The organism is Haloprofundus halobius, from assembly GCF_020097835.1.
GTDB lineage: Archaea > Halobacteriota > Halobacteria > Halobacteriales > Haloferacaceae > Haloprofundus > Haloprofundus halobius.
Genome location: NZ_CP083666.1, coordinates 3,181,474 through 3,196,993, shown reverse-complemented (window position 1 = coordinate 3,196,993; position 15,520 = coordinate 3,181,474). Strand labels below are relative to the sequence as shown.

Below are 15,520 nucleotides of genomic sequence, written 5' to 3'. Positions count from 1 at the left end.
TTGGTCCGGTTCGGCCGCCGTCTGCGGGACGGAGACGGACGGTCTCACGGTTCCTCGGTCGTGTCGTCGCCGAACCCGGTCGAGCCGGCCTCGTAGTCGACGTCGACGTCGTCGCCCGCGAGCGCGACGTGACCGTAGTTGAGCAGCGCGACGAAGACGCCGCCACCGACGGCGTTGCCGAGTGTCGTCCAGCCGAGGAACTTCGCGAACTCGAACAGCGTGACGCCCTGACCGAGAAACATCGCGGCGAGCACTTCGGTCGTCCCCAACAGCGCGTGGTGAAAGGGCGCGAAGCCGATGGTCGAAGCGACGACGAGGACGATGACGACCCGGCTGATGGTGTCGCGGCTCGCCGCGACGAGCCACGTCAGCAGTCCCATCAGCCACCCGGCGATGACGCCGCTGGCGGTGACGACCCACCACGGAAACGGGAGTAGCGCCGACGCCATCGAGCCGAACGCCGCCGGGTCGACGATATCCATCGCCGGACCGACAGCGGCGATGAGTCCAGCGAAGCACGCGCAGCCGACGAGGTTGGCGGCGAGGACGACGCCCCAGAGGCGAAGGAGCTCCCGAAGCGAGGCACGGTCGGCCAACACGGGGAGAACGGCCATCGTCGTGTGCGCGGTGAACAGTTCGGTCTGGCCGATGATGACGAACAGGAAGCCGACGGAGGAGACGCCACCGAGAGTGAGCTGTTTCGCGAGCGCCGAGTCGAAGTTGGGCTGGAACGTCAACGCCATCCCCATGAACAGCGCGCCGAAACTCACGGTGAGCCCCGCGCCGAACCCGGAGATGGCGACGCCCTTCGTCGGGCGACGCATCTCGGTGAGGGCGTTCTCCATCTCCCGTTCGATGATGTTGCGGTACGAGAGCGTCGCGCCGGAGGGGTCGTCTGTCGTCGATGGCATCGAATGGTCAGCCTCACCGACGCTCGCCGAGGCAAAACAAGTTGGGGCGAGTATCAGCCGCCGGGTCGGGGGCGAACCCCCGGTGCGACTCACAACGCCCTTAGTCGGCGGGGTCCAACGCCCGCGTATGCCTCAAGCGCCGCAGACCGAGGAAGGGTGGTACGCGCTGCACGATTTCCGCAGCATCGACTGGGACGCGTGGCGCGACGCGCCCCGGCGGAGACGCGAACGCGCTATCGACGAAGCCGTCGACTACCTCCAGTCGCACGAAGCCGTCGAGGATGCGGACGAAGGCGCGTCTGCCGTGTTCTCCATCGTCGGTCACAAAGCCGACCTGCTGGTTCTGCACTTCCGGCCGACGCTCGACGCGTTGTCGACGGCCGAACGCCGCTTCGAGCGGACGGCGCTCGCCGGGTTCACCGACCAGCCGACGTCGTACGTCTCGGTGACCGAAGTGAGCGGCTACGTCTCCGACGAGTACTTCGAGGAGGGTGCCGACGCCGTCGACGAAGGCCTCCGACGCTACATCGAGGGGAAGATGAAACCCGACATCCCCGACGACGAGTACGTCAGCTTCTACCCGATGAGCAAGCGCCGCGGCGAGCAGTACAACTGGTACGATCTCTCCTTCGAGGAGCGCGCCGAGTTGATGGCCGGTCACGGCGACGTGGGTCGGAAGTACGCGGGTAAAATCAAGCAAGTCATCGCCTCCAGCGTCGGCTTCGACGACTACGAGTGGGGCGTGACGCTGTTCGGCAGCGACCCGACCGACATCAAGGATATCGTCTACGAGATGCGCTTCGACGAAGCCTCCTCTCGGTACGGCGAGTTCGGGCAGTTCTACGTCGGCCGGCGGTTCCCGCCCGCAGACCTCGGCGCGTACCTCGACGGCGAGTCGGTACCGACGAACGAACACGAGGACGCAAGGCACCACCACGGTGACGCTCACGGCGAGAGCGGCGGGCACCACGGCCACGGCGAGAGCGGACACCACGGCGACGACGGTGATGGTAGCCATCACCACGGAGGCGACAGCCACCACGGAAGCGGCGGAGACGACGGAGGTGACGCCGACGAGAGCGAGACCATACGCGGCGAACTCACCGACCTGAACATCTACGCCGGGCAACCACACGGCGAGGACGTCTACGCGACGGTGCTGTACTCGGAGGCCGACACGGGGGAGCTGTTCGACGAAGTCGAGGGACTCCGCGGCAACTTCGAGCACTACGGTACGCACGTCAAGACGGCCGTCTACGAGGCGAACGAACGCGGTCGCTCGGCCGTCGTCAGCATCTGGGAGACCCAAAGCGCCGCCGAGACGGCCGCCGGATTCCTCTCGGAACTGCCCGGCATCGTCTCGCGCGCGGGCGAGGAGTCAGGATTCGGCACGATGGGGATGTTCTACACCGTCAAATCCGACTACCGCGAGGAGTTCGTCGACAAGTTCGACACCGTCGGCGGCCTCTTAGGCGAGATGGACGGCCACCAGGAGACGGACCTGATGGTGAACGTCGACGACGAAGACGACATGTTCATCGCCAGCCAGTGGCGCTCGAAGGAGGACGCGATGGGTTTCTTCCGCAGCGACGAGTTCCGCGAGACCGTCCAGTGGGGCCGCGACGTGCTTGCGGACCGCCCGCGGCACGTCTTCCTCGCCTGAGTCGCCAATTCACCGGGTCGTGAGCGTCGCTCCCGGCGCGTTCTTTCGGACGCTCTCGATACCGTTTCTCGCCGCCGCCTTCGAGGAGTACCCCTCGCCGCCGTCGGCGATGATGTTGCCGTTGTCGTGGCGGAGTCGCCAGCGCCACTCGTCGGCGCGGTCGCGGTACAACTCGAAGGTCGCCGCCGACTCCGGTTCGACCTCGTCGGACTCGCGTTCGTCGCCGGTCGAGTCGGAACGCTCCGTCGAGGCGGCGACTTCGGACGTATCGGCGGCCGAATCGAAGCGGCCGACGACGTTCCCGTCGGCGACGACCGACACCGAGACTCGGACGTTCTGCTCGTTCATATGGTACACTGACGACGTCGATGAACGTATTAGTTACCGACGGCTGTCGAGAGTGCGCAGCGGAAGTGGTCGAAAAACGAGGTGAACCGATGCTGTCGGTCGAATTCGAAGTGAAGCGAAGGGGTGGCGGACGGAGAGCGACCGACCGCCGACTGAGATGTCCCTATCGAGTCCGAGTGGGTTCCATCGACTGTGCGAACGCGAGGTACGGTTTGAGCTCCGACTCCGGGTCGGTGAGGTGGAGACGGCGGGTTCGCTCGTCGTAATGAACGAACCGAGTCGCCGTCAGTTTCGGAAGCGCCGCGTGGTGCAGTTCGAGGCGGAGGCGACGGCGGTCACGAAACGACGTCACTTCCCGCTGCAACATCCGCTCGATGAGTTGTTCGTGGCGCATCGGTTCCCCGGTGTCGAACAGGACGTACAGGACGCCCCGCCGACAGGGGTCGGCGAGCAGTTCGAAGGCCGTTGACGGTGCGAGTGAGTGGTCGTGTGTATCTGAAGACATTACTGTGCGAACCGGAGAGAAGCGGAGTCGCTGGAGTAGTCGACCGGTCGAGCGACGGCGTACAGTCCGCGGTGGAGGGGAGGCGACATAATGTCAATTAGATACAACTACGCCAGACAATATATAACCGAGGCCTTGAACGAGATGGGTTATATATGACAGGGGTGACGCCAGTGTCAGTCGCGGTCGAACGCGTGCCGACCGACCGACAGCGCCTCGTTCTCTCCGAAGACGTCGAAGAGACGTCGGCTCTCCAGCGAGTTCCACCGAACACGAAACAACGCGTCGAACTCGGCAGTTTCGAGTCGCTGGACCGCGGCGACGGTGGAATCTGCGGCGGCGGCCTCCTCGAACCCCGCGGGTCGCCGCCTCGTACCCAGAGCAACGGGACGAGCGAACTTCGCCCCAACACGACCCGTTCGAATCGAACTGTCACGTCGGGCAGAGCGTCCATCAGTTCGTCGAGAACGAATTCACCCCGCTGAGAAGAAACTGGGCTACTACACTCACGCAACTGCGTTGCGGAGTAGGTCACATTACTGTTTCCTCTACCAGTAAAGCCCGACGTAGCGACGCGCGCAGGTTTTGATATCGCAGAAGAGAGTTTATACCCCTGTTCGGACTACAGACCGGCGTTCTGCTTGCCGGTGCCGACGAGGTCCGCCCCGTCAACCGAAGAGCGAAGGCTGTCCATCCCGTCGTCGCGGGTGATACCGAAGTTTTCTCGAGAGAGGTCCTCGACGCGTTCGATCTCCTCGTCCGACAGCGGCGGTGTCTCCGAGGCAGCGGCCCACTCGTCGATGTCGGCGGTCGTTCGGAAAGTCGGCGTCACCGACGCGACGGCGTCGTGGCTGAGCAGCCACTGGATGGCGGCTTGGCCCATCGTTCGCTCGCCGTTATTCCCGGGCGGAGTCCGGGAGCCAGAGGTGCTCTGCTCCTCCCTGCGTTCGAGGAAGCGCAGCGCCTCGACTTTCTCCCACCCGGTCTCGTACCACTCGTCCGGGCGGAACCCGCGGTGGTCGCCGGCGTCCAGTTCGGTGTCGGGCGTCACCTGCTCGTTCAGCAGTCCCGAGGAGTGAGGGACACGGGCGATGACGGACGTCTCCGCTTCTTCGCGCGCGATGGTGTCGAGGAAGTGACGGCCGGGCGTCTGCTCGAAGACGTTGAACACCGTCTGGATGGCGTCGAAGTCGAGTTCGACCGCACGATCGCCCTCAGCGAGCCAGCCGATGGAGGGGCCGAGCGCCCAGCCGAGCGCGTCGACGGTCCCCTCCTCCTGCAGCGATTCGAGCGTCTCGATCACGTCTGGCGTCACTTCGTCGACGTTCGCGTTGTGCAGTTGGAGGAAGTCGACGTAGTCGGTGTCGAGACGCTCCAAACTCCGCTCGACACAGGTTCGAATCCAGTCGGGATCCAGTCGCTTCGGCAACTCGCCGTGGCCCGCCTGCGGGTGGTTGTAGAAGTCGTAGCCGATCTTCGTCGACAGCGTCACCTCGTCGCGGCGGTCGGCCAGCGCCTTCCCGATGAGTTTCTCGCTGTTCCCGTGGCCGTACACGTCGCCGGTGTCGAAGTACGTGATCCCCTGGTCGAGGGCGTGTTCGATCATCTCGATGGCCTGCTGTTCGGTCCGGTCACCCCACCAGTCGGTGCCGACGACCCACGCGCCGAAGCCGACTTCGCTCACTTCCACTCCCGAATCGCCCAGCGTTCGGTAGTTCATACCGCGCGCTACGGCGAGACGACACTTATCGGAACCGGTTCGACCGTCGAATTCATGAAGAGCGTGGCGACTGGCGGTCTCCGAGCGAACAAGGTGTTCTCGCCGCCGCTCGTCGCGGTCCGTTGACGAGGTGGCACCGCGTGTGATATATTAGATACCGCGATATCAAATATCGTCTGCGTGGAGAACCGACGTTTCGGAGTTTGGCCGGACGATACGCGCCTTATTTCACATGATTAGAATGAATTGAGACGCGTCTGTCGATCCTCCACTCGAACAATACGCTATACACCTTACCGGTAGACACGCAACAGAATCCATCCTCCGAACTTGTGGGAGAACACCGTCTCGAACTACCGGAACATGTAGACACTCGCTACGCGCCGAGAGTATCGTTTCTACATGTCTGAAATCATATAAAAGTATATTATCAGTTAATACGACAGGGGTGGTAATCGATTCGCCATGTCGAAGAAGAGTCACGCATCGACTACCGACATCCGGTTGCGTCGGTGGAAAACGAATCGATACACGCGTCGGGCGGTACTACGAGGGGGAGTATTCGGTCTCGGAACGCTCGGCGTAATCGGAGTCGGGAGCGGTCGAGAGCGAGTTCGATATCTCGCCGCGGGCGACCCGCTCGCCAGCGGCGTCTCGAGACGAGTCGTTGGTGCCGGATTCTCCATAGAACGCGAACTCTTCGGGGGGAACGTGCTCGTCGTGACGGGCAAGTCGGGCAAGCGGGCGCGATTAGCTGGCGTCTCTGGAGTCGTCGACGCCGTCGAGGATCGTATGCTCCGTACAGACGCGTCCAACGTTCTCCCGCGCTCGGCGGGGAACGCGACGACGAGGCCTCCGACAGCATCGGGGTCACCAACACCGCAAATCGATCCCACCGACGAGGACGACGAGGACGACCGATACGTCTCGCGTCAGTGGGACAAACGCGTCATCAAGGCGTTCGAGGCGCACCGAACTGCTACCGGGAAAGGGACGCGCATCGCCGTCATCGACACGGGAATTTACGCCGATCATCTGAACCTTCGAGAGAACGTCGATCTCGATGCATCGGTTCGAATCAACCAGGGTCGAACGTTCCCATCGCGAGGCCGCGACGGTTTCGGGCACGGGACGTTAGTCGCTGGCGTCGCCGCCGCGAGCAACAACGGCGACGCCGGTATCGTCGGCGTCGCACCGGACGCCGAACTCGTCTCGGTGAGCCCGTCGGCCGGAGGGAGTAGTCCGGGAATCGATCCGGCGAAGATACAGGCATTCTTCTCGGACGTGATTCTCTCGATGGAGTACGCGGCGAGTATCGAAGCCGACGTGATGAACCTCAGTCTCGGTGTGCTGTTCGACTTGTCGTCGGACCTGAGTCGCTTTCTGCTGCTCGTAGCGGACTACCTCGCGGTGAGGAACTGGCTGTTCACCGTCGTCGTCATTGCCAGCGGGAACGCCGGGTTCGGATTCCCGCCGGGTGGCAGGTTCTTCGACTTCCCGGGAAGCATCCCAAGCGCGCTGACCGTCGGCGCGACCGGCCCGAACGACAGGCGAACGGAGTACACCACCTACGGGAGCGAATTCGTCGACGTGAGCGCACCCGGCGGCGGCTACGAGACCATCGTCAAAGCGTTCTGCACGCCCGACGGTGACAGCGACGACACCGGCGAGATCTCCTCGGACGCGACCGGATGGTTGCTGCCCGGCTCGACGGTCGGCGACGCGTGCGCGCTGCCCGCATACCCGTATCCGCGTAACAACATCTGGGGACCGTTTCCCCCGAACAGCTACATGGCGCTGTCGCTGACGACGTATCCGACCGAGGCCCTGCTCTCAGAAGACCGGCACTACGGATACTCCGCCGGAACCTCGTTCGCCGCTCCGCAAGTCGCCGGTGTCGTGGCACTCGTTCGAGAGGTCGCTCCGGAGCTCTCGGCCCCGGAGGTCCAGCGGCTGATCACGGAGACCGCCGACGGGATTCCGGGCGAGAGTCGCGCCGAACTCGGCGCCGGCCGCGTGAACGCTTCGAGAGCCGTTGAGGCCGCTCGGCGGATGAGCGAATCGCACTCGCCGTCGGGGTGAGCGACTGTCGGAGACGGGGAGACAGGTCTCGCGGCGTTCGGTTCGCACCGCCGGGAAGTCGGCAACGCTTAATCGCTCAGCGACGCCAGTCGTAGAGGATGGATACGCTTCCTGTGCGCGTCGCGTGTATGTACGTGGCCGACCGCTCGCCCGAACAGCGGGCGGCGTACGAGTGGTGTGGCGACACGGCGGCGACAGCGGACATCGTCTCGTTCGGTGCCGTCGCTGACGGAGCCGTCGACCTCGGCGCTTACGACGCTGTGTGGTGGCACCGCGACGCGCCTCTCGACGGCGGGATTGCGGCCGTCCGAGACGGCGCTCGCCGCGTCCGCGCGTTCCTCGAAGACGGTGGTGGGCTGCTACTCTCGCTTCGCGCGCTCTCTGCGGTCGAACCCCTCGGCATCGACAGCGTCGGTCCGGACGCGACCGGCGTCGAGGACGTTCACGACCCGGTCGGGTTCGCGCGGAAGGCGCTCTACGACGACCATCCGGCGTTCGAATCGTTCGGCGAGCGGTTCCACGTCGCGTCGGCGGGCGACGAGCGGTCGTTCGCCCGCTACGAGTCGCTCGTTCCCGAACGAGGCGAACTCCTTGGGAGTTCGCTCCGCGGCGACGACCTACTGGTCGGCCACAAGTCGCTATTGTCGTGGCGCGTCGGCACCGGACACGTCGTCGGCGTCGGCGAGCACCTCCGGTTCGGCGACGGCGGCGACGAGACGCACGGGCGCGACCGATTCACACAAAATCTACTGACGTCGCTCGCCGCCGACCGCTGGCCGACGTTCACCGACCGACCCGCCGACGCTGACGGGTTCGCCGATGTTCGGGCGGCGCTTTCCGACGACCACCACCGGCCCGGCTACCACCTCGCCGCGCCCGCGAACTGGTTGAACGACCCGAACGGCCTCGTCCACTACGACGGCCGATACCACCTGTTCTATCAGTACAACCCCGCAGGACCGTTCCACGGGTCGATTCACTGGGGGCACGCGACGAGCGAGGACCTCGTCCACTGGCGCGACGAATCGGTGGCGCTCTCGCCGTCGCCGGACGGCCCGGACCGCGACGGCTGCTGGTCCGGCTGTACCGTCGTCGACACCGACGGGACGCCGACGTTGCTCTACACCGGCGGTCGCGGTACCGTCCAACTGCCGTGTCTGGCGACCGCAGCCGACGACGACCTTCGGACGTGGGTTAAACACGCCGAGAACCCGGTTATCGAGGAAGCGCCGACCGACCCGCCGGTGCTGGCGACGAACGACTGGGACGCCGAGTTCCGCGACCACTGCGTCTGGCGACAGGACGACGTCTGGTACCACCTCATCGGTGCGGGCACGCAGGCTGGAGGCGGCGTCGTATTGCTCTACCGCGGCGAGAGCCTCGACGAGTGGGAGTACGCCGGCCCGCTGTTCTGCCGCGAGGAGTCCGACCCCGGAACCGTCTGGGAGTGTCCGGAACTGCTGACGTTCGAGGAGGGACAGATTCTGCAGGTGTCGAACTACGACGAGACCATCTACTTCGTCGGCGAGGCGGATTTGGACACACCAGACTTCGAGCCGACGAACGAGGGCGTCCTCGACTACGGCGACTACTACGCGCCGCAGTCACTACGCACGCCCGACGGCCGCGTGCTGACGTGGGGGTGGCTCCCGGAGGCCCGCGGCCTCGACGCACAGTGGCGCGCTGGCTGGTCGGGCGCGATGTCGCTCCCGCGGGAACTCGACGTCTCCGGGGGAGATATCGTCCAGCGACCGGCCGCCGAACTGGCGAGCCTCCGCGGGCGCAGCGCGCTCTCGGGCGACGTGTCGCTGTCGGCGGGCGAGCGCCGGACGCTCGACCTCGCGGGCAACAGCTACGAACTGGCGTTCGACGTCGACCTCGACTCGGGTGCGACCCTCGAACTCGGCGTCTTCGAGTCGCCCGCGCTCTCGGAACGAACGGTCGCCAGGTACGACGGCGAGTCGGTCGTCGTCGACCGCTCGAAGTCGAGTCACGGACCGGCGGCGAGGGACGAACAGCGGATGCCCGTCGAGGGCGACGGCGACGGGGACGCGCTCTCGCTTCGGGCGTTCGTCGATGGGTCGATTCTGGAACTGTTCGCGAACGAGCGCCGGTGTCTTACGAGCCGCGTGTACCCGACGCGCGAAGACGCCGACGGTGTCTCGTTGTCGGCGGTCGGCGGCGACGTGACGCTTCGCGCGGCGAGAGCGTGGGAACTCGAATCGACGTTTCCGGCGGGTCGAAACCGGCGCTCTGACGGCGGCTGAGCGAACTTCGCTCGAACGCGCTGCAAGAAAGGTAGTACCGCCTACGCGACCGACTCTCGGTGTCGCTCACCGACGGCGAACCGACGGTCGGCAGCGGTGCGGCAGCGTCACGAGGTTGTACACCGCCGAACGCCCCACCGACTCCTCGATGTAGCTGCGTTCGTCTTCGCCGAGGCCGTCTCCGTCGACCTCGATGTCGACTTCGAGGTCGCCGAACATGTCGACGGGGTCGCCGTCTTCGGTCGTAATCTCTTCGAGATGGAGGAAGACGAACGGATCCCAGGCGATGCGGACGCTGGTTTCGAGCGTGTCGAGTTCGATGCCCGCCGCGATTGCGCTCATGCTGACGGCGGCGTTGATGCACCCCGAGAGCGCGGCGAGCGCGAGTTCGATGACCTCCTGGCGGTCGGTCGGGTCGACGAATCCGACGGCGTCTTCGACCTCTCTGTGCCCGCCGAGATGGTGGACGTACTCGCGAGCGGTGCGGTCGATTCGCTGACCGCCCAGCGTGTACGGCCCGGTCGTCGCCTTCGTGTGAATCGCCCGACCTTCGTAGACGCCCGTCGCTTCGAGGTCGAACTGCACGTCCTCGGGGTTGGCCTCGGCGAACTCCAAGAACGCCTTCAGTTTCTCCACGTCGACGCCCTGTGTTACGGTTCCTTCCTGTTCGGATTCTACTGCCATCGTGATACACCTCTTCGGGGTCGTCCCCCGGCCACCGCGTTCTGCGACGGACAGTTTCCCGTACGGCGCCGCCGAATCTATAATTAACCTGAGATATTTTCGCGGGGAGTGAGTGCGTCTCACCGACTGAGACCGACTGGATCTCGGCCTTCCGAGACAGGGTTATCCTCCGTCCGGCGGTAGTTCTCGCATGACCGCCGAGACGCTGTCGGACCCCGACGGGTTCCTCGAACTCGTCAGACGCGCGCCCATGATGGAGGCCCTGTGCGACGGGGCGGCGGACAGACGAACGCTGGAGGCGGAGTTGGATATCTCGCGGGCGACCAGCCATCGGTTCACGCGGTGGTTCGGGGACCGAGGGTTGGTCGAGCGAGTCGACGGCGAGTTCCGCCTCACGGCGACCGGGCGTGCGGTAGCGGAGGCGCTCGCGAGGTTCAAATCGGAAGTGACCGTCGCGCTGTTGCTCGCGCCCGTGCTCGACGCGGTTGACGGGGGTGACGGCCCCATACCGCCGATTCCGCTCTCGGCGTTCGTCGACGCGACGGTGACGACGCCCGGCGACGGCGACCCGCACGGGCCGATGAACCGGTACGTCTCGCTCGTTCGAGAGAGCGAGACGCTCCGCGGATTCGACACGTGGGCCATCGCACCGACCTACATGGGGGAGATTCAGGAGCGGATTCTCGAGGGCATGGAGACGACGCTCGTCGACCCGGTGGCCGTCGTCGAGGACGTGATGGAGAACTACCCGGAACGGTGCGTGGCGGTGTGCGTGAGCGGACATCTCACGATTCGACTGCACGACTCGCTGCCGTTTGGACTGGCCGTCTTCGACGACCGAATCGGCGTCGCCGTCCGCGACCCGGAGACGAACGCGCTGACGGCGTTCGTCGACACCGACTCCCCGGCCGCTCGCGAGTGGGCGGAGGCGACCTACGAGACGTACGAGTCCGAGTCCGTCCGTCTCGAAACGTTCACGAAGAGCGGGATTCGGGATGCGCTGACGAACCAGTAAGCGGCTTCGAGAGCCGGACGGGAGCGAGAGAACTGCTATGCTCCGCCGCGACATACTGACTCGGGTCCGAGGGTAGCGAATCATGGTCAAAGAAGTGAGCTGTATACACGCCGGGTTCGAAGATTGCGAGTTCCTCGTCCGCTCGGAAAACGAGGTGGAACTGGTCGCGTTCGTCCAGCGACACGCCGAGGAGACGCACGGCGTGACTGTGTCGCGAGAACACGTCGAGCGGATATCGAGAGACGTGTAGGCCGACGTCCTCCGGAGCAGCGACCCGACGACGCCTCGGGACCGCCGCCGACCAGTCTCGTCTTTTCGCCGTCTCCCGCGTCAGTACTCGCCTTCGTCCGGTAGTTTCTCGCAGCGCTCCCACCACGACTCCGGCAGTTCTTCGTCCGGCAGCGGGAGGTGGCCGTGGCCGAGTGTGCCCACCACTTTGGTCCGATTGCCGTCGAGACGGATTCGGACCGTCGGCGCGAGCGTCCCGCCGAAGCGACGCAGTTGTTCGGCCTCGGGCAGCACCGCGACTTCGTCGAGACTCGGCCGGTCGAACTCGAAGTAGTTGAAAAAGGAGGTGACGAGCAGTTCGTCGCCGTGGTCGTACGCGAGCCACGAGTACGCCTGGAACGGCGCGTTCGACGGGTTGGTCAGCACCAGACCGGAGGCGTTGAGCGGTTCGTACTCGCCGCGCAGCGAGTCGGCGACGAAGCCGTACAGCGCGTCGTACCCGTCGAGACCTGGCGTGAACGTGTGGTCGTGACTGGAGATGAAGAGGTAGTAGCACCCGTCACGGCGGACGACGTGCGGCCGTTCGAGTTCCTGGTTGACGCAGACGGCGTCCAGTAAGGGCGGCCTGAGCTCGAACTCCGTCGGGTTGCCCGTCGGCGACTCGGCGATGCCGACGCTGCCGTTGAATTCCTGTTGGGCCGCGTCGCCGCCGCAGGCGTCGGACCCCTCGGGGACGGGCGTGTTCGCCTCGAACAGGAGATAGGTGGTGCCCTCGTCCTCGAAGAACCACGGGTCCCGGAAGGTGTAAATCATCCCTCTGGACTGGCTCTCCGTCTCGTAGAACTCCCCGTCGGGTTCGAGCAGAACCTCGTGGGTCCACGGCCCCTCGATTCGAAGCCCGTCCTCGTCGGTTTCGACGGTGCCGCCGTGCCCGACGGCGAGACGCTGGGTGTAGGTGAGTGCTTCTTCGCCTCGGGCGCCCGAGGCGGTGTAGTAGGCGTAGATGGTTCCTTGGTCGTACAGCGCGCTTCCGGCCCACTGCCGCGACCCGAGCGGTCCCTTCTCGTCGACGTCGAAGATCGATCCACCAGTTTTCCAGTTCTCCCCGTCGCGGGAGTAGAAGTACCTGATAGTGGCTACGTCGTGGCGTTTGCCGGGCAGCAGTTCCGACGAGGAGGAGAGTGCGAAGACGATGCGGTAGCCGTCGATGTCGGCGATAGAGCCGTCGCGCTCGCGGAGGAACCACGTGTCCCAGATGTGGAGGTCCGAGTCGACCGGTGCCTCCGGCGGGTAGATGATCGGGGCGACAGTATCGTCGGTGCGTTCGATTGCGGCGGCGTGCTCGCGGGTCCACGCGGGAGGGCCGTTCTTCGCCTCGAATTCGCGCGTGCGTTCGTTCATGTGAGCCCGAATGCCGTACTGCGTTGAAAGTGACCCGCTTCCCGACGCGGCGGATCGAATCGAGAGACGACATGGTCGTCGGGTCATCCACGTCTTCACGTGGTCTGACCCGACGCGCGCACACCCGAACCGATTTGAGCGACGATGGCCAACGTGGCCCAATGACAAAGCGTCACATCTCGCTCCCCCTCGCGGCCGAGGACGGAGTTCGAGCCTTCATCGACGAGGTTGACGAACGACTCTCCGGCGAGGAGGACACCTGTGACGTGGTCCAGGACGTGCTTATCGACCTCTACGGCGACCGCGAGGCGTACGAGCGCTGGCAGGCGGGCGAGGGCGTATCGAACGCAGAGCGCGTCCGCCTCCAGGGGTACGACCCCTGCAACTCGACCCTCGAATCGGAGTACTACGCCGAGAAGGACGAGGAGAAGTTCAAGCGCTCGAAACACCTCCAGTGGCTGTGGCGGCAGTTCGACGCGACGCCGATGGCCGACAACGTGGAGTTCGCGCTGCGATTCCGCCAGATGCTCGCCAACCACCTGTTCGAGGAGGCCGGCGAGAACCTCCGCCTGTTCAAGGGCATCACGATGACGTACGGCCACAACATCCGCGTCGGCGACAACACGGTCATCCACGACGACGTCCACCTCGACGACCGAGGTCGGTTGACCATCGGCAATCGCGTCTCCATCTCCGACGGCGTCCACCTCTACAGCCACGACCACGACATCGTCGACCAAACCGCAGTAAAGAACTTCCACACCGTCGTCGAGGACGACGCCCGCGTCACCTACGACGCGATGGTTCGGGCGGGGTGCAAAATCGGCGAGAACAGCGTCGTCGGCGCGCGCTCGGTCGTGCAGGGCGACGTCCCCGCCCACCACGTCGCCGTCGGCACACCCGCGGAAAGCGTGAAAATCAAGCCCGGATGGGAGGACGAAGCCGAACCGCTGGAGGCGGGCGGCGAGAACCAGCAGGCCGAGCGCGAGATACCGTACGACCTCCCCGAAGGCGTCGACGTGTTCGACGAGTTCGGTCGCGACCTTGGATCGCCGAACTAAAAATCGGGCGGTTCGACCGCCGCGCAGTCCGCCGGAACCGTGAGGTTCGAACGTCGAAACACGCCTTTTTTGCGATAGCTTTTGGTTAGGGAAGACAGAAATCCGACCATGGACCGACGGACCTATCTCGGCCTCGTCGGCGTCGCTGCCGTCAGCGGTTGCCTCGACGCCCCCACCGCCTCCGACCCGTCCGGGAACGACACCTCCACCGACGAGGAGACGACGTCGCCGCCGCCGCAGAGCATCCAGCACGAGTCGGTCGTCACGGGACTCGAAATCCCGTGGGGGGCGGCGTGGCGCGACGGCGACCTCTATCTCACCGAGCGCCTCGGACGCATCGTCCGCATCCCCGACGGGGAGGGCGACCCCGAGGAGTTGCTCACTGTCGAGGACGTCGTCCAGGACGGCGAGGGCGGACTGCTGGGGCTGGTCTTTCACCCCGAGGAGTCGGCGGCGTACACGTACCAGACGTACTCGGGCGGCGAGTACGAGTTCACGAACCGCATCGTCCGCCACGACCTCGAAAACGGCTGGGAGTGGGAGCCGATACTCGACGGAATCCCCGGCGACGTCATCCACGACGGCGGTCGCCTCGCCGTCTACGAGGATAGCCTCCTGGCCACCGTCGGCGACGCGAACGGACGCGACCGCGCCCAGGACACCGACTCGCTCAACGGGAAGGTGCTTCGGCTGACGTTCGACGGCGAACCGCATCCCGACAACCCCTTCGACAACGAGGTGTTCACCTACGGCCACCGAAATCCGCAGGGGCTCGCCTTCCGCGACGGAGAGATCTTCTCGACGGAACACGGCCCCGACGAGAACGACGAGGTGAACGTCCTCGAAGCCGGCAACAACTACGGCTGGCCGGAGGTCGGCGGTACCGAGAGCACCGACGAGTACACGGGCGCGATCACCGAGTACACGCCGACCATCGCCCCCGCGAGCGCGACGTTCTACGACGGCCCGTACCGCGAGTGGCAGGGTGAGTTCTTCTTCGGAACGCTCGCGGGCGAACACCTCCGCCGCCTCCGCATCGACGGTACGGAGATCGTCGAGGACGAACCGCTGTACGAGGGTGAGTTCGGTCGCCTCCGGACGGTGTTCACGGGGCCGAACGACCACCTCTACGCCGTGACGAGCAACCTCGACGGACGCGGCGAACCGCGCGACGGCGACGATAGGGTGATTCGGTTCTTCCCAGAGACGGAGGAGTAGACGAACGAATCGGCCCGCTTTCCTGCGGTTCTCGGTACGAACCGAAGACACAAGTGCCATGGTGACAAATATCATACTATGCGCGCACTGTGGGGATGGATACTGGTCTACGTGCTCGGGTTGGTCGTCCTCCAACTGCTCGTCTACCGCTACCTCGGCGGCGACGACGGCGCGTTCGCCGAGGCCGACAGCGCAGTCGCGCGGCACGGCGGGAGCGGCGACGAATCCGCAGAGCGCGAGATGGCTCACGACCGAACCGCGGCCGCGAAACTGAGTCCGGCGATGTCGGCGGCGACGATGGAGGCGTTCCCGGAGTCGGCGACAGAGCGCATCTGTCCGCACTGCGGCGTCGAGAACGAAACGGACACGACGTTCACGTTCTGCCGTAACTGCGCCCAGCGGCTGGGATGAGCGACC

At 65.3% G+C, this 15,520-nt stretch carries 14 protein-coding genes and 1 pseudogene; 9 read left to right on the top strand and 6 right to left on the bottom strand.

What is annotated here, in order from left to right; translation table 11 throughout:
- Window positions 1–44: 44 nt before the first annotated feature.
- Complete coding sequence (locus tag LAQ74_RS16785; protein WP_224333703.1) at window positions 45–911, bottom strand: formate/nitrite transporter family protein; 867 nt, start codon at window positions 909–911, stop codon at window positions 45–47.
- Window positions 912–1,038: 127 nt separating this feature from the next.
- On the opposite strand from LAQ74_RS16785, the gene LAQ74_RS16780 reads away from it, so the two are divergent.
- Entirely contained in the window at window positions 1,039–2,574 is a 1,536-nt protein-coding gene (locus LAQ74_RS16780) for a heme-binding protein (RefSeq protein ID WP_224333702.1), read from the top strand.
- Window positions 2,575–2,601: 27 nt separating this feature from the next.
- On the opposite strand, the pseudogene LAQ74_RS16775 reads toward LAQ74_RS16780, so the two are convergent.
- Window positions 2,602–2,841 (bottom strand): annotated as a pseudogene (locus LAQ74_RS16775) (HVO_2922 family protein); the annotation flags it as partial.
- 244 nt (window positions 2,842–3,085) lie between these two features.
- Window positions 3,086–3,427 (bottom strand): DUF7344 domain-containing protein, encoded by a 342-nt coding sequence (locus tag LAQ74_RS16770; RefSeq protein ID WP_224333701.1) that lies wholly within the window; start codon window positions 3,425–3,427, stop codon window positions 3,086–3,088.
- 173 nt (window positions 3,428–3,600) lie between these two features.
- Between LAQ74_RS16770 and LAQ74_RS16765 the strand changes: the two genes are divergently transcribed.
- On the top strand, window positions 3,601–3,912 hold the full coding sequence (locus LAQ74_RS16765) for a hypothetical protein (RefSeq protein WP_224333700.1): 312 nt from the start codon (window positions 3,601–3,603) through the stop codon (window positions 3,910–3,912).
- 137 nt (window positions 3,913–4,049) lie between these two features.
- Here LAQ74_RS16765 and LAQ74_RS16760 read toward each other — a convergent pair whose 3' ends face one another.
- Window positions 4,050–5,147, bottom strand: coding sequence for an aldo/keto reductase (locus LAQ74_RS16760; RefSeq protein WP_224333699.1), 1,098 nt, complete (start codon window positions 5,145–5,147; stop codon window positions 4,050–4,052).
- 792 nt (window positions 5,148–5,939) lie between these two features.
- Here LAQ74_RS16760 and LAQ74_RS16755 point away from each other — a divergent pair.
- Both LAQ74_RS16755 and LAQ74_RS16750 read left to right on the top strand, forming a co-directional pair.
- Window positions 5,940–7,229 carry a S8 family peptidase gene (locus tag LAQ74_RS16755; protein ID WP_224333698.1) on the top strand — a complete coding sequence of 430 codons (1,290 nt, stop codon included), beginning with the start codon at window positions 5,940–5,942 and terminating at the stop codon, window positions 7,227–7,229.
- A gap of 98 nt (window positions 7,230–7,327) precedes the next feature.
- Window positions 7,328–9,496: a glycoside hydrolase family 32 protein gene (locus LAQ74_RS16750; protein ID WP_224333697.1), complete on the top strand. Its 2,169-nt coding sequence runs from the start codon at window positions 7,328–7,330 to the stop codon at window positions 9,494–9,496.
- 66 nt (window positions 9,497–9,562) lie between these two features.
- Here LAQ74_RS16750 and LAQ74_RS16745 read toward each other — a convergent pair whose 3' ends face one another.
- Window positions 9,563–10,180 carry an OsmC family protein gene (locus LAQ74_RS16745; protein WP_224333696.1) on the bottom strand — a complete coding sequence of 206 codons (618 nt, stop codon included), beginning with the start codon at window positions 10,178–10,180 and terminating at the stop codon, window positions 9,563–9,565.
- 190 nt (window positions 10,181–10,370) lie between these two features.
- Here LAQ74_RS16745 and LAQ74_RS16740 point away from each other — a divergent pair, with 190 nt between their 5' ends.
- Window positions 10,371–11,195, top strand: a complete 825-nt coding sequence (locus tag LAQ74_RS16740) for a helix-turn-helix transcriptional regulator (protein ID WP_224333695.1) — start codon at window positions 10,371–10,373, stop codon at window positions 11,193–11,195.
- Window positions 11,196–11,277: 82 nt separating this feature from the next.
- On the top strand, window positions 11,278–11,445 hold the full coding sequence (locus tag LAQ74_RS16735; RefSeq protein ID WP_224333694.1) for a DUF1059 domain-containing protein: 168 nt from the start codon (window positions 11,278–11,280) through the stop codon (window positions 11,443–11,445).
- An 80-nt stretch (window positions 11,446–11,525) separates the two neighbouring features.
- Here LAQ74_RS16735 and LAQ74_RS16730 read toward each other — a convergent pair whose 3' ends face one another.
- The gene (locus tag LAQ74_RS16730; RefSeq protein WP_224333693.1) at window positions 11,526–12,824 is read right to left on the bottom strand and encodes a glycoside hydrolase family 68 protein; all 1,299 of its coding nucleotides are present in this window, start codon (window positions 12,822–12,824) and stop codon (window positions 11,526–11,528) included.
- A gap of 161 nt (window positions 12,825–12,985) precedes the next feature.
- Here LAQ74_RS16730 and LAQ74_RS16725 point away from each other — a divergent pair, with 161 nt between their 5' ends.
- From LAQ74_RS16725 to LAQ74_RS16715, 3 genes are all read left to right on the top strand, one after another.
- Window positions 12,986–13,885 carry an acyltransferase gene (locus LAQ74_RS16725; RefSeq protein WP_224333692.1) on the top strand — a complete coding sequence of 300 codons (900 nt, stop codon included), beginning with the start codon at window positions 12,986–12,988 and terminating at the stop codon, window positions 13,883–13,885.
- Window positions 13,886–13,993: 108 nt separating this feature from the next.
- Window positions 13,994–15,103: a PQQ-dependent sugar dehydrogenase gene (locus LAQ74_RS16720; RefSeq protein WP_224333691.1), complete on the top strand. Its 1,110-nt coding sequence runs from the start codon at window positions 13,994–13,996 to the stop codon at window positions 15,101–15,103.
- 78 nt (window positions 15,104–15,181) lie between these two features.
- The gene (locus tag LAQ74_RS16715; protein ID WP_224333690.1) at window positions 15,182–15,514 is read left to right on the top strand and encodes a DUF7577 domain-containing protein; all 333 of its coding nucleotides are present in this window, start codon (window positions 15,182–15,184) and stop codon (window positions 15,512–15,514) included.
- Window positions 15,515–15,520 lie beyond the last annotated feature (6 nt).

Excerpts from the sequence above, each read along its gene's own strand:
- LAQ74_RS16785 (WP_224333703.1), bottom strand. The coding sequence starts at position 911 with ATGCCATCGACGACAGACGACCCCTCCGGCGCGACGCTCTCGTACCGC.
- LAQ74_RS16780 (WP_224333702.1), top strand. The coding sequence starts at position 1,039 with ATGCCTCAAGCGCCGCAGACCGAGGAAGGGTGGTACGCGCTGCACGAT.
- LAQ74_RS16770 (WP_224333701.1), bottom strand. The coding sequence starts at position 3,427 with ATGTCTTCAGATACACACGACCACTCACTCGCACCGTCAACGGCCTTC.
- LAQ74_RS16760 (WP_224333699.1), bottom strand. The coding sequence starts at position 5,147 with ATGAACTACCGAACGCTGGGCGATTCGGGAGTGGAAGTGAGCGAAGTC.
- LAQ74_RS16755 (WP_224333698.1), top strand. The coding sequence starts at position 5,940 with ATGCTCCGTACAGACGCGTCCAACGTTCTCCCGCGCTCGGCGGGGAAC.
- LAQ74_RS16750 (WP_224333697.1), top strand. The coding sequence starts at position 7,328 with ATGGATACGCTTCCTGTGCGCGTCGCGTGTATGTACGTGGCCGACCGC.
- LAQ74_RS16745 (WP_224333696.1), bottom strand. The coding sequence starts at position 10,180 with ATGGCAGTAGAATCCGAACAGGAAGGAACCGTAACACAGGGCGTCGAC.
- LAQ74_RS16740 (WP_224333695.1), top strand. The coding sequence starts at position 10,371 with ATGACCGCCGAGACGCTGTCGGACCCCGACGGGTTCCTCGAACTCGTC.
- LAQ74_RS16735 (WP_224333694.1), top strand. The coding sequence starts at position 11,278 with ATGGTCAAAGAAGTGAGCTGTATACACGCCGGGTTCGAAGATTGCGAG.
- LAQ74_RS16730 (WP_224333693.1), bottom strand. The coding sequence starts at position 12,824 with ATGAACGAACGCACGCGCGAATTCGAGGCGAAGAACGGCCCTCCCGCG.
- LAQ74_RS16725 (WP_224333692.1), top strand. The coding sequence starts at position 12,986 with ATGACAAAGCGTCACATCTCGCTCCCCCTCGCGGCCGAGGACGGAGTT.
- LAQ74_RS16720 (WP_224333691.1), top strand. The coding sequence starts at position 13,994 with ATGGACCGACGGACCTATCTCGGCCTCGTCGGCGTCGCTGCCGTCAGC.
- LAQ74_RS16715 (WP_224333690.1), top strand. The coding sequence starts at position 15,182 with ATGCGCGCACTGTGGGGATGGATACTGGTCTACGTGCTCGGGTTGGTC.